12 protein-coding genes and 1 tRNA gene are annotated in these 15,720 nt (G+C 41.0%); 10 read left to right on the top strand and 3 right to left on the bottom strand.

What is annotated here, in order from left to right:
• Positions 1 to 164: 164 nt before the first annotated feature.
• Positions 165 to 257: transfer RNA gene (locus tag HY817_01410), tRNA-Ser, on the bottom strand.
• 186 nt (positions 258 to 443) lie between these two features.
• On the opposite strand from HY817_01410, the gene HY817_01405 reads away from it, so the two are divergent.
• The 6 genes from HY817_01405 to HY817_01380 all read left to right on the top strand — a co-directional run bounded on the left by HY817_01405 (position 444) and on the right by HY817_01380 (position 6,031).
• Entirely contained in the window at positions 444 to 914 is a 471-nt protein-coding gene (locus tag HY817_01405; protein ID MBI4835895.1) for a VOC family protein, read from the top strand.
• Complete coding sequence (locus tag HY817_01400; protein ID MBI4835894.1) at positions 904 to 1,428, top strand: hypothetical protein; 525 nt, start codon at positions 904 to 906, stop codon at positions 1,426 to 1,428. The genes HY817_01405 and HY817_01400 overlap by 11 nt, the downstream gene beginning before the upstream one ends.
• 130 nt (positions 1,429 to 1,558) lie before the next feature.
• Positions 1,559 to 2,620, top strand: a complete 1,062-nt coding sequence (locus HY817_01395; GenBank protein MBI4835893.1) for a serine hydrolase — start codon at positions 1,559 to 1,561, stop codon at positions 2,618 to 2,620.
• Positions 2,621 to 2,622: 2 nt separating this feature from the next.
• Entirely contained in the window at positions 2,623 to 4,311 is a 1,689-nt protein-coding gene (gene amrB / locus HY817_01390) for an AmmeMemoRadiSam system protein B (GenBank protein ID MBI4835892.1), read from the top strand.
• A gap of 9 nt (positions 4,312 to 4,320) precedes the next feature.
• Positions 4,321 to 5,577: a hypothetical protein gene (locus HY817_01385; protein MBI4835891.1), complete on the top strand. Its 1,257-nt coding sequence runs from the start codon at positions 4,321 to 4,323 to the stop codon at positions 5,575 to 5,577.
• A 70-nt stretch (positions 5,578 to 5,647) separates the two neighbouring features.
• The gene (locus tag HY817_01380) at positions 5,648 to 6,031 is read left to right on the top strand and encodes a VOC family protein (GenBank protein ID MBI4835890.1); all 384 of its coding nucleotides are present in this window, start codon (positions 5,648 to 5,650) and stop codon (positions 6,029 to 6,031) included.
• A 41-nt stretch (positions 6,032 to 6,072) separates the two neighbouring features.
• Here the strand turns inward: HY817_01380 and recG are convergent, their stop codons facing one another.
• Complete coding sequence (recG, locus tag HY817_01375; protein ID MBI4835889.1) at positions 6,073 to 8,121, bottom strand: ATP-dependent DNA helicase RecG; 2,049 nt, start codon at positions 8,119 to 8,121, stop codon at positions 6,073 to 6,075.
• An 88-nt stretch (positions 8,122 to 8,209) separates the two neighbouring features.
• Positions 8,210 to 10,162, bottom strand: coding sequence for a primosomal protein N' (gene priA / locus HY817_01370; protein MBI4835888.1), 1,953 nt, complete (start codon positions 10,160 to 10,162; stop codon positions 8,210 to 8,212).
• A gap of 173 nt (positions 10,163 to 10,335) precedes the next feature.
• Between priA and HY817_01365 the strand changes: the two genes are divergently transcribed.
• The 4 genes from HY817_01365 (at position 10,336) to HY817_01350 (ending at position 15,496) form a co-directional block, all read left to right on the top strand.
• Complete coding sequence (locus HY817_01365) at positions 10,336 to 11,583, top strand: MFS transporter (GenBank protein MBI4835887.1); 1,248 nt, start codon at positions 10,336 to 10,338, stop codon at positions 11,581 to 11,583.
• A gap of 70 nt (positions 11,584 to 11,653) precedes the next feature.
• Positions 11,654 to 13,159 carry a lamin tail domain-containing protein gene (locus HY817_01360; protein MBI4835886.1) on the top strand — a complete coding sequence of 502 codons (1,506 nt, stop codon included), beginning with the start codon at positions 11,654 to 11,656 and terminating at the stop codon, positions 13,157 to 13,159.
• Between the two features lie 42 nt (positions 13,160 to 13,201).
• Positions 13,202 to 13,774 carry a hypothetical protein gene (locus HY817_01355; protein MBI4835885.1) on the top strand — a complete coding sequence of 191 codons (573 nt, stop codon included), beginning with the start codon at positions 13,202 to 13,204 and terminating at the stop codon, positions 13,772 to 13,774.
• A gap of 63 nt (positions 13,775 to 13,837) precedes the next feature.
• Positions 13,838 to 15,496 carry an S-layer homology domain-containing protein gene (locus tag HY817_01350; GenBank protein MBI4835884.1) on the top strand — a complete coding sequence of 553 codons (1,659 nt, stop codon included), beginning with the start codon at positions 13,838 to 13,840 and terminating at the stop codon, positions 15,494 to 15,496.
• Positions 15,497 to 15,720: the final 224 nt, after the last annotated feature.

Raw genomic sequence — 15,720 nt, 5'->3', positions numbered from 1 at the left:
CACTAACTCATTCGTAGCACCAGTGGGACCACAGTCTTATGCCGCGAGACAGGATTCTCCAGGATGAGGACGTGGCTCCCATGTTTGCTTGCTTTTTAAATATACTCAAAAAGCCTCATAACAATATACGAGGATGAGGATGAGACGATCGCACAAGCGATCGTTGGCGGAGAGGGGGGGATTCGAACCCCCGCGCCGACTTTCGCCGACCTACAGGTTTAGCAAACCCGCCTCTTCAACCACTTGAGTACCTCTCCATTTGGTTTGCGTTGCGAACACTAATAGATATCATGCCAGATGACAAGTCAATGGATATGACAATGTCATATCATCTCGAGAGCATTGAGCGAGAATATATTTTCTACTAGGCAATCTTATTCCCTTTTCAATCGTCCCTTTTTCCCTGCTATTAGCTATAATCATCATACTTACTATTTACACTTATGAAATCTTTACCTTTACCACCCAATTATCATTCTATAATGCCTTACCTGCGGATGCGTAATGCCAAAGACGCAATTACGTTTTATGAACAAGTATTTGCTGCCAAAGTGGTTGAACGTGTCGATCAACCCGATGGTAGAATTGGTCATGTGGAGATGAATATTGGTGACTCTATCATTATGTTTTCTGATGAATTTCCCGAAATAAATATTCTTGGACCGCAATCTATTGGTGGAGCTTCAGTGGGCATATTGTTATATATAGATGATGTTGATGATTGTGTGGCAAAAGCTTTAGCCAATGGAGCCAAATTGATTACTCCAGTAACTGATCAATTTTATGGTGATCGCTCAGGCAAAGTTATTGATCCATTTGGTCATGAGTGGGTAATTGCTACTCATATTGAACATATTTCTCACGAAGAAATGCAAAAACGAATTGCTGCCATGCCCAAAAACGATGCTCAATAATTTTGCACGAGTAAAAAAAGCTAAACGGATTGCCATTATTGGTATTAGTGGCAGTGGTAAAAGTACCTTAGCAAGACAATTGGCCACGATCCTGTCTTTGCCTTTATTGCATATGGACCAATTCATATGGTTACCTCATTGGACTGAGGCCAATATTCAAGATACAGAAAAAGCGCTAGCTACAGCATTACAAAAAGAGCAATGGATTTTGGAAGGTTATATTCATCCCTGTGCTCAACTGAGATTAAGTAAAGCCGATATTATTTTGTATCTCGACTATTCTGGCATTAGAGCAATGTATGGTGGTATCAAGCGCTGGTTCAAGTATCGTGGTCAGACGAGACCTGAAATGCCTATAGGATGTAATGAAAAGTTAAGTCTCAAATATTTAAAAGTGATGCTTCATCGTTTAGAGAGAAATGAAATAGAGGAAACCTTGCCGGCTTTTCATACCAAAGTGATCCGCTTAGCAAATCCGAAACAAACAAAGCAGCTTGTGGCCGGACTTATTTAGTTCTTTACTGACCTTCAATTTTCTGGCTACAAACCTTTTTTAGAACCGAAACCTGCTTCGGCAACTGAAATATTGCTAAGAACAATTGTTCCTAGCGGCATCACATGCTTCACTAAAGAAAATCCTATTTATGTGGCAAGCCAGATTGCATGACATTATCGCCCGCGCCATTGAGCAGAGAATTATTCCTGGCTGTGTCATTGGTATCGTGTCTGGTGACAAGCATTCCGTACTACCATTTGGTCATCACACCTATGAGAACGACTCCCCTGAAGCTAGCAAGGATTCAGTGTATGATGTGGCATCCCTTACTAAGGTTATTCCCACAAGCTTTCTTGCCCTGCAGCTCATTGATAGAGGTTTATTAGCAGTGGAGGATATAGTCAAAAGTTATATCCCAGAATTAACCTTACCCAAAGCTGATCAAATTACTATTTGGCATCTCCTAACCCATACTTTGGAGCATGATTTTCAATTATCTGCCTGCAAGTATATGGCGCCCGAAGAGATTCTAGCAATAATCTTTTCTAAGCCCCTCAAATCACCACCAGGAACAGCATTCTTTTATTCTAATGCTAGTAGCATTCTTCTAGGGATAGTAATAGAAAGAATTACTGGTCAGAAGCTTAGTGAGCGAGCCAGTGCAGAAATGTTCATTCCTCTAGAGATGCAAAATACTACGTTTCAGCCTGATAAAAAGTTCTCTAAAGTACAGATAGTACCTACCGAACAAGATGATTGGCGTGGGAGATTATTACAAGGTGAAGTGCATGACGAAAGTGCTTTTATTCTGCAGAGAATCATGACACCAGGATCTGCCGGATTATTTTCTACTGCGGAAGATATTACGCATTTTCTTAAGATGTTCTTAGCTAATGGTATATATCAAGGAAAACAACTTATTTCGGCTAAAGTTATTGATCACATGATAACTAATCAGCTTGCTTCTATAGGCAAGTTTAATGGTTTAGGTATAGATCTATTCCAACCTTATTATATGGGTACATATGCTGGTGAAAGAACCTGGGGAAAAACTGGTTTTACTGGTTGCTTCTTTGTTGGTGATCATGAAAAAAACACCGCTTTTATAATGTTAACCAACCATGTGCATCCCAAAAGAATCACAGATCGCAATGTTCTTCAAAATCTTCGGATACAAGTAAGCGATCTAATTTTATCTAGCACTATCTAAGTATGCTGCCCTCTTCCATTGCCATTATTGCTAGCCTCATTTCCTCATTATTTGCTCCCACTATTTCCTTTGCTCCAGAAAATAATGTAGTGGCTGCCATTGTCCCTCACCATCTGCCTACCGCGCAGGCAATAGTCACTGACATTTTTGCTGAACTTGGCAAAGAAACTCCGGGAACTATTGTATTAGTAAGCCCGGATCATTGGGGAATTGCCAGTAGTAACTTTACCACCGTCGCTGACGATCACTTTCAGGGAATAGCCATTGATACAACATTACGCAGCCAACTGATTGCTCAAATGCCAGAGTATACAGTGAGCATGAATGACACTCAAATTAGTAAAGAGCATGGCATTACTGCTTTATTAAGCACAATTAAACACTATAGTCCCGAAAGTAAATTACTTCCTTTAGTAATTTCTATTCCTACCACTGAAGAAAGTTTAGATAACTTAGCCAGAATATTGACCAAATTTGATCATATTGCAGCCGTTGCAAGCACTGACTTTTCTCATTATTTACCTTCACAAGCAGCTGATTTACATGATTTAACTAGTTTAAGTACTATTTTTTCTTTTACTAAAGAAAACTTTTCCAGGCTAGAAGTTGATTGCTGGCAATGCCTCTACCTTGTGCATGCTATTGCTGATCAGAAAGATGCGCATGACCTTGAATTGCGCCATCACACTAACTCAGCAAAAATTACCAATAGTGAACACTTGGCTCCAGAAGTAACTAGTTACGTAGGCATGCTGATGCGTAAGGGGCAAAAGCCAACTACTTTTGATTTACCTATCACCATGATTGCTGTCGGCGACATTATGCTCGATCGCTATGTGGAGTCGCTTATCCTCAAGCATGGCAAAGATTATCCTTTAAAAAACATTCGCCAACTTCTCCATGGTTTCGATATTGTTATGGGCAACTTGGAAGGGCCAGTAATCGCTAAACGCAAGCAAACTCCTCATAACTCTCTCAACTTCTCTTTTGCACCGCAGCTTTTATCGGTACTTGAGCAATACGGTTTTACTATTTTTACTATTGCTAACAATCATACCCATGATCACGGTAAAGAGGGCTTCCAAGAAACCCAAGAGCATATTCACGACGCTGGGTTGGAAAGTGTGGGCAGTCCAGTGGAAGTAAATGAGCACTTTGTCGTTAGCAAAGAAATCAAAGGCAAAACCATCACTTTTTTGGGCTTCAATGCCACTTCGCCACTCTTCAGTGAAGAAAGTGCTTTGCAACTAATTGATACTGTAAACGCAAATAAAAATAGCTTACTATTAGTGAATATTCATTGGGGTGAAGAATATCAGCTGAAACATAATACCCGGCAACAAAGTCTTGCTCATAAATTCATTGACCATGGTGTTGACGGTATCATTGGCCATCATCCTCATGTCGTACAACCAATTGAGATCTATCAAGGCAAAGCTATTTTCTACTCCCTAGGAAACTTTATTTTTGATCAATACTTTTCTACTAACACGCAAGAAGAACTGGCTGTCGGTTTAACTATTTATCAAGATAGTATTCAATACTCTCTTTTTCCTTTGATTAGTAAAAAGTCTCAACCAGAATTGATGACACCAGAAAAGGCAAAACAGTTTCTCAGCAATTTAGCTAAAAGAAGTACCCCTGAACTAGGCAAGGCTATTGAAAGTGCTATGATCGAAACGAAATTATAGTTTACTTTTATGACTCCATCTTCTCAACGAAACAGCAGCGTTCTGGTCGTGCTGGCTTTCTTAATGGGCATAGGTATCACTACATTTGCCTTGCAAAATCCTTTTATTGATGCACCGACGCCAAAAATCACTAAACCCTCTGCCACTTTTTTACCCACGCCAATAACAAACTCACCAGCTACCACTAACACACCCACAGCCACACCATCTGCGTCAGCATCAGAAACTGCCACACCACAACCGGTCAAATTAAAAGATTTGGCTGTTACCTGGTTCAAAGACACAAAACTTTTAAAGCCTAGCGATATCGGTTTAACTCAGGACAAATTACCAAAAGATTCTTATTTCACGACATTGGATGAAGCTTTTACTATTTATCATGTTGGCACAGTAACCACAGCACCATTTGCCAATAAAAAGTTCCTTTTGATATATCGCAAATGTGAGGGCCCCTGTGGTTCATTCGAATATAGAGTAATTGACGATCGGGGAGCAAAAGGATTGGTATTATTGGCGAACCTATCAGATGACGCCGGAGACACGGATAAAGATCTTTTTATCTTCACAAGAGAATATGATGTGCCAGCATTACATTTGCCACCACGCATTTCTATCACCTATCAAGGCAAGAGTATTAGCTTAGCCAGTGAAGACTTTAGCCCGGCCACTACAACTAAAGATTTCCTAGCTTTTATTCCCCAAAAGAGAAAAGTAGGTCTGGATCCTGTTCGAAAAGCTACTATACAACTCACCCATCCTCAATACGGCACATTTTCTGAAGTAACTGGGGAAGGGTATTTCGCAGTCAATCGCCCTGATAGTAGTATTAAGCTCTATCATCTAGATTCTCCTTTCACACCAAAAGTAAAAACTGATGAATTTTTGCCTCAATCTTATCGCCTGACCTTAAATCTCAAAGATCAAACCAGCTTCACTGGTGATTATACTGATAAAACACCTGAGATTTGTCCTCCTCATGGCTATACTGTTTTTGATGATAGTATCCGTGCTCGCTTGGAAGAAAAGGGAACAGTAGGAAATAGCGGCATAAAGTTCTACGAATTAAAATCTGCCACTGACCCTATGTACAGTAAGTTGCTTGAACAGATGGTTTATGGCGAAACAACAGTAACCAACGACAAGTTAATCAAAAGTCATGGTTTAATTTTCATTCAAGATGCTCTCGGCCGCTGGGTAGGATTAAAGAATATGCAATTCGTATCCGGTCCTGAGGCAGAATGTGGTTATTTCAATAGTGTTCTCTAAATTAGCAATGAGCACAGACAGTAGACAATCTTTCGCAACTTTAATTTGTAATTCGTAATCCGTAATTTCTATGAATCGTCCCATCCACTTCGAAGTTCATGCTGAGAATCCTGAACGTGCCATGCAGTTCTATCAAACGATGTTTGGTTGGCAATTTCAAAAATGGGGCGAAGTCCCATATTGGATAGTAACCACCGGACCCAAAGAAGAAGCCGGTATTGACGGTGGTCTCATGCCCCGCAAAGCACCTATCAATGATACTTGTGGTGTTATCGCTTACGTTTGTACTATGGAAGTAAGTAATGTTGATGAAATGACTGAGAAAGCGCTAAAGAATGGCGGCCAAATGGCACTAGAGAAAATGCCTATTCCTGGTATGGGCTGGCTAGTCTATTGCAAAGACACCGAAGGGAACATTTTTGGTATGATGCAAAATGACCCAAAGGCAGCATAAAAAAATTACGAATTCCAAATTACGAATTACGAATGTGAATATTATTCTACTAAGAAATTTTGCCGTTTCGCTTGGTATGTATCCCATTCCCGCTTCAGATCAGGATACTTTTCCAATGTAGGATCTTCGCTGAGTAAGCTGATTGCTGCAGTTCGAGTTTTATAAATCAGCTCACTATCTGTCAGACTAGCCATTTTGAAATCTGGCAAGCCACTCTGTTTAGTACCATAAATTTCTCCTGGGCCTCTTAATTGCAAGTCCAATTCCGCCAAATCAAAACCACTATGATGTTTTTCCATAGCCTTGAGACGTGTATAAACAGTAGATGAATTACTATCTGTGAAGAGTAAACAGTAAGATTGTTGATCTCCTCTACCTACACGCCCACGAAATTGATGGAGCTGGGCTAAACCAAAACGATCTGCTCCTTCTATCATCATAATAGTGGCATTAGGAACATTCACGCCTACTTCAATCACCGCTGTAGACACGAGAATATCTAGTTCTTTGCGGATAAATTGTTGCATGATCTCATCCTTTTCTTTTGGCTTCATTTTGCCATGTAATAAACCCACTTTGCGCTGAGGAAATATCTCGTTCTGCAATTTTTCATATTCTTGTGTAGCGGCCTTCACCTCCAAGAGATCTGACTCCTCAATCAATGGACAAACAACAAATATCTGTCTGCCTTTAGTAATTTGATCATCAATAAATAAATAGGCCTTTTTGCGTTCTTTTTCCGCAATTACTCGCGTCACTATTGGCTTTCTTCCTGGTGGCAATTCTTTAATGAGTGACAAGTCCTGATCACCATAGAGCGTCAGAGCCAAGCTGCGAGGAATAGGTGTTGCTGTCATGAGTAGCAAATGGGGCGAACCATGCGCCTTCAACCTAGCTCTTTGCTGCACGCCAAAGCGATGTTGTTCATCTACAATTGCCAGACCAAGATTGGCGAAGCCAACCGTTTCTTGAATGATAGCATGCGTGCCCACAATAATATCGATAGTTTTGTTTTTTAAACCTATCACAATCTCTTGTTTTTGCTTTTCTGTTGTTGACCCTACCAACAATTCAATGCGAATCCCATATTTACTAAAGAGCGGAAACAAAGTAACCGCATGTTGCCTGGCCAATATTTCGGTAGGAGCCATAATTGCCCCTTGGAAGCCTGATTTAACAGCCTGGAAAAGAGCAACAGCAGCGACAATGGTTTTTCCCGAGCCCACATCACCCTGCAACATACGCAGCATGGGTACATGTTTCTCCATATCTTTTAGTATTTCGTACGTTACCACTTTTTGATCTTGAGTAAGCTTAAACGCCAAAGCTCCGACAAATTCCTTTACCATCTCAGTGAGCAAAGGCATTGCTTTACCATCAGTGCTTTGCTCTTGCCAAGCCAACCGCTTCTTCTGAGCTGAAAGTTGCATCATCAGCATTTCCTCAAAAGCCAAACGAAAGCGCGCTGCTGTCACCTCTTTTTCGCCATCAGGAAAATGTATTTGTTGTATCGCCCAAGCTCGTGACACTAAGCCGTATTGTTCACGAATATGCTCTGGCAAAAACTCTTGAAATTGTCCTGCTGCAGCTAATTGGCTATGAATTTGCGCTCGTAACCATTTGGAAGATACTCCTTCTGTCTCAGGATAAATGGGTACCAACCTACCTGTGTGAATCTGCTCAGATTTCACAATCTCCACCTCAGGACTTTGCATGCTTAATCGGCCAAAACCAAATTTAAGCTTGCCCGAAAGAATAACTTCCATACCCACTTTCAATTGATTAATCAGATAAGGCTGATTAAACCAAACTACTTGTAATGAACCACTATCATCACTCACCTTCGCCTCAGTAAACACTTTCCTATATTTGGTCCGAACATTCTTGATCTGATTAATTGTGACCCGCAATGTATTCTGCTCATTCTGCACTGCATAGACAACTTTTCTGATTTCCGTTTGATTGTCGTATGTCCGAGGGAAATGGGTTAGCAAATCCCGCAGCCTAAAAATACCTAACTTATGAAGCTTAGTAGCCATCTGCTCCCCTACTCGCGGCAATTCAATAATCAAACTATCCAGGCGTAACATAAGAAAATTTACAACAATATTGTTATGCAAATCCCACCAATAAACAACTTCCCCTTATTCGTAATTCGTAATCCGTAATTTGTAATTTTCACTCCCTATCTATCATCACATTCTTAGGCATAAAGGTTACTAACTGACTCAATATATCTTCGCCTTTGGGTACTTTCAAAATGAGATGATAACCAAACTTACCAACTCGACGATGTAGCCAGGCTGGAGTAGGCCCCAATAACTCAAATATTAAATTGCGAGCTACTTTTTCCCGACTCAATAGATCTTTTAATTGGCCAGCCTCTTTCTTTGCCTCTTGATTGGTTTTTTCATAAACAGTTAAGCGCAATATATCGCAAAATGGCGGGTACCAATACTCTTGACGGAAACCTAATTCTTCAGCACGAAAACCAGCATAATCATGATTCACCACATGTCTCAGCACTGCATAACTCGGATCATACGTTTGAATGTATACCCGCCCTTTTTCCCCCATACGTCCCGCTCGTCCAGAAACTTGAGTAAGCAGCTGAAAGGTTTTTTCTTGGGCAGTGTACTCTGGAAAATGAAATGATAAATCAGCCAAGATCACTCCTACTAATTGTACTTTAGGTAAATGTAATCCCTTGGCAATCATCTGAGTGCCCAGCACAATGTCATATTTATGATCCAAAAAGTCTTGATAAAACTCATGATAACTGGCAGCAGATGTCATCGTGTCGGCATCAACCCGAACTGTCCTAGCATGAGGGAAAAGACGCTCTAATTCCATAATAATCTTTTGAGTACCACTACCTAGAGCCTTCAATGCCACACTAGAACATCGCGGACATGAGCTAGGTGGCTGCTTAGTAAAACCACAATAATGACAAATTAACTTTGCTTCAGGATCGAATCCACCATGGTAGTTTGATAAATGTACCGTTAAACTAATTTCACAATGAGGACACATCTCTCGAAAACCACATTCACGACAAAGATACGTTGAAGCGAAACCGCGACGGTTGAGAAACAGTAACACCTGTCTTTTTTGAGCTAATTCCTCACCGATAGCTTCCTGTAATCGTTCTGATAGAGGAGAATAGTTTTTTGCTTTCAACTCATTTCTCATATCAATTAATTCAATATCCGGGAAACCCCCATGCACTCGCTCGGGTAAAAGCACTACCTTTTGTTCTTGATCCTGATAGCTAGTGAGACTGGGCGTAGCACTGCCCAAAATCAGAATACTATCCGTCAGCTCTTGCAACTTTCTAGCAACTGTCACCGCATGGTAACGAGGCGACTGATCTTGATGATAACTTTGTTCATGCTCCTCATCGATGATAATCAAGCCCAAAGCATGTGCCGGAGCAAACAAAGCACTGCGAGCTCCTAATACCACATTCTTTTTCCTTTCCCGAATCTCTTGATAAAGCTTTTTCTTTTGACTCACCGTCACTCCAGAATGAAGAATGGCTACTTGTCCAGGAAAGCGTTCCTCAAAGCGCTTACTAGTCTGCGGCGTCAGGGCAATCTCGGGCACAAGAATAATCACCTGCTTTCCTTGCCTCAGTACTTCTTTAGCTACCTGCAAATAAATCTCCGTCTTACCAGACCCAGTAACTCCATGCAAAAGCCAAGTAGCACTTCCCCCCTGCAATATTCCCTCCACTATCTCTCTTTGCACACCTGTCAAAACATGCTCCTTTTCCCCAATTCGTAATTCGTAATTCGTAATTCGTAATTCTTTCGTCCCCTTCCACAGTTCCCCGGGTAAACAAACCAGCACAGCCTTTTGCAATGGTACAGCGTAGTAATCTGCAAGCCATTTTACTAAAGACATTTGTGCAGGAGAAAGTAAATGATCATGAATAGAAACAATTTCCTTCAACTCATAACCTTTGGCTTCAAATGGCGCAACTTCTTCAATTAACAAGCCGGCTACTTCCTTATTGCGAAAAGGCACCTTTACCAAGGTCCCTGGAATAATCTCCATAGCACTCAAATAGGTCAAAGGACCAACCGACAGACAATACTTCTCTTTCAGCAAAACCTGATAATAACGCATAAAACTGAGTTACACCTTTACTCTGCCATGATTCCCCAAATTTCACTACTCACCCAACATCTTAACTTTAATATTTTTCTTGCCCCATCTACTCGTCATCCAGGACAATGATCAGGAACAAAATACGGAGTTTTTTTCTTTTAATGCTACAATATTAGGAAACACTTATATTCATGCTTCTCCGCAAACTGAGAAAAGCTCATTCTCTCTCGCCCAAGACCAATCAATTACTATCCTTGGTGAGCCTATTAGTACTTATCGAAGGTTCTCTTTGGTATCTCCTGCCTAACCGTTTTGAGGACTTACTAGGTATTGAATTGGCAGGTGTCGCAGTCGCTGCTTATGGTATTGCTTCTGTACTTACTAATATGCCCATGGCTGATATTTCTGACAAAGTAAGTCGCAGCTTTGCTGTCTATGTCGGCATTATATTATTTACTATCAGTTTATTATTTTTGCATATTATCTCTTTTCCTGTTGCTGTCATTATAATGTTTTTATTAGGAATAGCATCATCTTGCATTAGTGTAGGAGCCCTACAATTGATCTTGGATCACACTCAAAATAGCAAAAGTGGCAAAGCTACTGGTAGATATTATGCTTTTCGCTCCATCGGTTGGTCTTTTGGCGGCATTATTGGCAGTATTTTGATGTACCTGTTTTCCTTTACTGGTATCGCTATTTTCCTTTTGAGTCTAGCTATTTTCTTTTACTTTCGCTTTTTAAAGCTTCTACCACAAAGGCATTCACTTAAAAAAGTGAAAAAGAGTCTTCATATATTATTACGAGACCGTGTTTACCAAGGTGAATGGACACAATTGCGCAAATATGGACTTCTATTAGCTACTTACATGGCTTACTGTTTGAGTTTTGGTGTCTATGAGTACTCAATTTGGATTGCCGAGCCAATTTATACCGCTAATATGGGGACGCATATTATTCTAGGGGCGGTAATTTTATCTGCATTAGAACTTCCTCGCCTACTTTTTTCTAGTAGAATTGGTGCACTAGTAGACAAATTTGGTGGTCGCCACTTCGTCAAAATTGGTTTATTGGCAAGTATGGCCATTCATATCTACTTTATTTGGTTTTCACAGCACACTTTATTCGATTTGATTCTCATGTTCATTACTATGGCTATTAGTGATATTTTCTTGTTACTAGCGTTTAACCAACAACTACATCACAGCGTGCCAAAAAACTTACGCGCAGAAGCTTTTAGTGCCGGTGAAACATTTTATGATATTGGTGGGATAGTTGCTCCTCTAATAGTAGGTTTACTTTTAGCTACTAATATGAACTTTTCAGCGCTATTTTCGATTACATTTCTATTTTATGGTGTGGTATGTGCAATGATTCTAGTTCTACTATGGAGAGATTCCTCTTTGTTTAAACTGAGTCCGATTCGTCAAGAAGAATAATTTCATTTTTATAGTCGTATGCTAACAATGCTTTTCGCGAAAGCAAAGTATTTTTTAACTTCATACGCCTATGACAAGAAAAGAGTCCACGGCAATTTTCGGTCTTGCTTGGCTAATCAGTTTGTTACCACTACCACAAGTTCATGCCGTTACGATAAGAGATGTGGTGATCAGTGAGATTGCTTGGGCTGGCTCACAGGATAGTGCTCAAGATGAATGGTTGGAACTTTTTAATACTACCAACGCCAGTATCGACCTTACCGGCTGGCATATTGAAGATGATAATGGCGCCCAGACATATGCTCTGAGTGGCATCATCCCAGCCCATAGCTACTTTCTCTTGGAAAGCAAAGAAATAGCGACATCTATCACAGCAGATCAAGTTCGAACCCTTTCTTTAAGCAATGCTGGTGACAGTTTAGTGCTAAAAAATGCCGCAGATATTGTTGTCGACAGCGTCAATGCTACTAGTGGTGCTTGGCCCGCTGGTAATAATACCACGCATGCCACTATGGAAAGAATAGCCAATGATCACGAGGGGAATGACAGCAATAATTGGCAAACCAGCAGCACCACCACCACTGCCACAGCCAGTATAGGCAGTAGCTTGATTGGCTCTCCCAAAGCAGCCAATGGCAATGTCGCAGCAAGCACCTCTGATCAAGTTGTTTCCCTAATCGCAGACAAGACAATAATTCGTAGCGATGAAGAACTTGTACTTACTATCCAGGTGGCGAATGCTCAAAATACTAGTAATTTTGGTCTAGACATAACTTATGATTCCAGCAAATTACAATATATTCAAAGCCAGGAAGGCCCATTTCTAAGCGATAATGGCAGCGTCACCACATCTTTCCAAGCGGCATTATTAAATGCTAGCGCCGGCACCGTAATTATTGGCAATGCCAGAACTATTTCACCACTGACAGGGAGAAGTGGTAATGGCAGCTTAGCAACTGTACGATTCAAGGCTCTAAACAGCATCAGTGGTAGTACTACTATTGCACTCAGCAATAATAGTTTCCTAAGCACACCAACAGCTCATAGTGATATTGCCGCTTGGCCTAGTATTGTCATTCAGATTGAAGATTCCTCTGGTGTGCCCCCAGTAAATGGCTTGCGCAGTGAACCTGGAGTAGAACGTTATACTATCAAGCTACTATGGGACGCTAGTGCTACTACTGATACCCAGTATGCCGTTTATCGCCGCGATGCTCACGATACATGGCAATTATTAGGAGAAACCACTACCACTAGTTTTATCGATCAAGATCCAATAGCCCACGGTGGCCATATTATTCCCCAAGCTCTTTACCAGTACCAAGTAAAAGCGAAAAAGAACAGTATCTATAGCACCCCAGTAACTATTGAGGCCACCGACACCAGAGGCTGGCGCGGCGACAATAATCGCTCCGATCGAGTAGATGGTATCGATCTGGAAAATATTGCCCGCATTTGGACAGTTGATGATACCCAGACAGGATTCAATCCATTAGTAGATACCAGCATCGACGGTATTGTGAATGGTCAAGACCTGCTTGATTTAGCGACCACTTGGGCAAAAACTTATCCTTAACGAATTAGGGAGGAAGCTAATATCTTCCTCCCCTTTCTTACTATGTATCCCCTTTTGCTAACCCTTTTAGTATTTCTTATATCTTTACCGGCAGGTGCAGCTCCAACCCAGGGAACAATTACCCTACAACCGCTGTCCTCAGACAATCTTAGTGAAATTAAATATACGCTAGAAGCCAAGACTATCAGTCATGCTCTTTTAGGAATCAGTGCCACTATCAATCTTCCCGATCAATTACAATTTTCTCACTTCGAGAAGGGCCAGTTTTTTGAAAGAAATAGTAATAATGTCACCTATCTTATCGCTCCCAAAGACAATAATCCCAATAAACTATTATTGGGCATAGCAACCTTGGGTGAAAGTAAAACAACAGGCAGTGCTACTATTGTCACTTTATATTTTAAAAAGTTGGGAGCAAGCTCAGGTATTACCCAAATAACCGACACCGTTGCTAGTGGCTTAGAACAAGGGAAGAGAATTGATTATTCAGACATTGCTTGGTCGATCGCTCCCTTCTCACTAGCTGAGAGCGGCAGAAATACTCTAATTGCCACATTAATGTTCAGTTTCATCATCAGTCTCAGCATATACCTTTATATTCTAGGCAAGAAGTGACTTTGCCTTTTTTCCGAACTAGTAATTTGTGTTATAATTGGGAGAACACAAAAACATACCAACATGTCTGCCAAAAATAAAAAACGTGTTAAGCACGATGCTCCCTCTGCTCGAAAGCCAATAAAAAAGCGCAGCAAGCTATGGACTTGGGCAGGCTTTTTGACTGCACCAGAGAAAGAAAAGGTACCAAGTAAACTCATTCAAATTAGAAAACGTGGTATGACCAAAAGAACCATTGGCAAAAGAGGACATAGAAAAGTAGATATTACTATTATTGGCCTAGTAGCATTAATTGGTGTCTTAATGAGTTTTTCTTCAGTACAAGATTTTTTTAAGGCTAGTATTCTTTCCGTCAATCAAAAGAATACTATTGTCACTAGTGCTCACAACCGTCTCGGCGTTGGCTATCAACTAGGCGGCACAGGTCCAGATGGCTATGACTGTTCAGGACTCACCTCTGCTGTCGTCAAAGAAGCTTTGGGCATCAGCCTACCACGAACATCCCGAGACCAATACAGTGTTGGTCGTGAAATTACATTTGAAAATCTTGGTATTGGTGATTTAGTTTTTTTCAAAACATATGGGGACGGCATTTCTCATGTAGGCATTATTACGTCTATTTCCAGCAAAGAAATAAAAATGACCCATGCCAATAGCTATTCTGGCAAGGTGCAAGAAGAAGACATCAAAAACATGGCCTACTGGCAAAAAACGTACGTAGGTGCCCGCGAAATCACGACAGCGACAAAAGACTTTGTGGCATCAGACAAACCTGATACTAGTTACAAGGCGCCCAAACAAGCTACTCCCGATGATGAATACAATAACTACTTCCCACCATCAGAAAGAAATGACCCCAGACTAAAAGTAGGAGCAGCCACCATAGAAAGCAACAGCAACAACACAAAAGTAATTAGTGACACTAGTATTCAGGCCAGCCCCACTCCCACACCAACAACATCTTCTTCTACTACTGCAACACCTTCACCATCAATTCAGAATTCAGCACTCAGCGCTCAGAATTCTTCCCGCCCTTCCTGGCTCCCAGCAGACACTCAATCATCCCCGCTTGCCCTAGCAACACCAGCTCCCACTGCCACCACTACACCATCACCATCCGTAACCTCCAGAACCACACCCACACCGTCAGCAATAGCTACCCCTACCCCTTCCCCATCTCAGCTCTCAGCTCTAAGCTCTCAGCTCTCTTTTACCGATCTCAGCACAAAACATTACGCCTATTCTGCTATTAAACAGCTAAGCGACTTGAAAGTTATTAATGGATATGAAGATGGTACATTCCGACCTGATGACCCTGTGACCAGAGCAGAACTTACCAAAATGGTTTATAAAGCCTTAAATAAGGATGCAAAGGGTTCTTCCACAACTCCGTTTAATGATATTGATAATAATCACCCATTAGGAAAGTTTGTGCTCAGCGCCTATCGAGATGGTGTGATTAAGGGATATTCAGATTACACTTTCCGACCACAGAATTCTGTGACCAAGGCTGAAGGTAGCAAAATCATTCTCAAAGCCTTCAAGGTGCCTGGCGAAAAAGCAAAAACTCTGGTGGAAGATATTGATCACTTGGCCGAACTAGAAGATTATATTGGTTATATGATCAATCACAACCTACTCCCAATTATCGACGGCCTAATTCGTCCTGATTCCGCTCTCACTAGAGCGCAAACATCATATATCTTGGCGTCACTGTTATAGCCAGAATCTAGAATTTAGATTCTGGAGCCCCCTGCTCTCATTTCCATATCCATTCCTAATTCAGAATTCAGCATTCAGAATTCTTCGGTTAAATTAACGAATGAGTTGGAGGAAGTTAATATTTGAGTGACCAAACTCAATTAACTTCCCCTTCAAATGTATCATACGATCTTGCGCAGAATAATATCTCATCCCCAGTACGCACTTATACTTGTCAGAAAGCT

The organism is Candidatus Abawacabacteria bacterium, assembly GCA_016207805.1.
Taxonomy (GTDB): domain Bacteria; phylum Patescibacteriota; class Gracilibacteria; order RBG-16-42-10; family RBG-16-42-10; genus JACQZO01.
The sequence above is the reverse complement of the archived record's forward strand: the minus strand, read 5'-3'. Positions and strand labels throughout refer to the sequence as shown.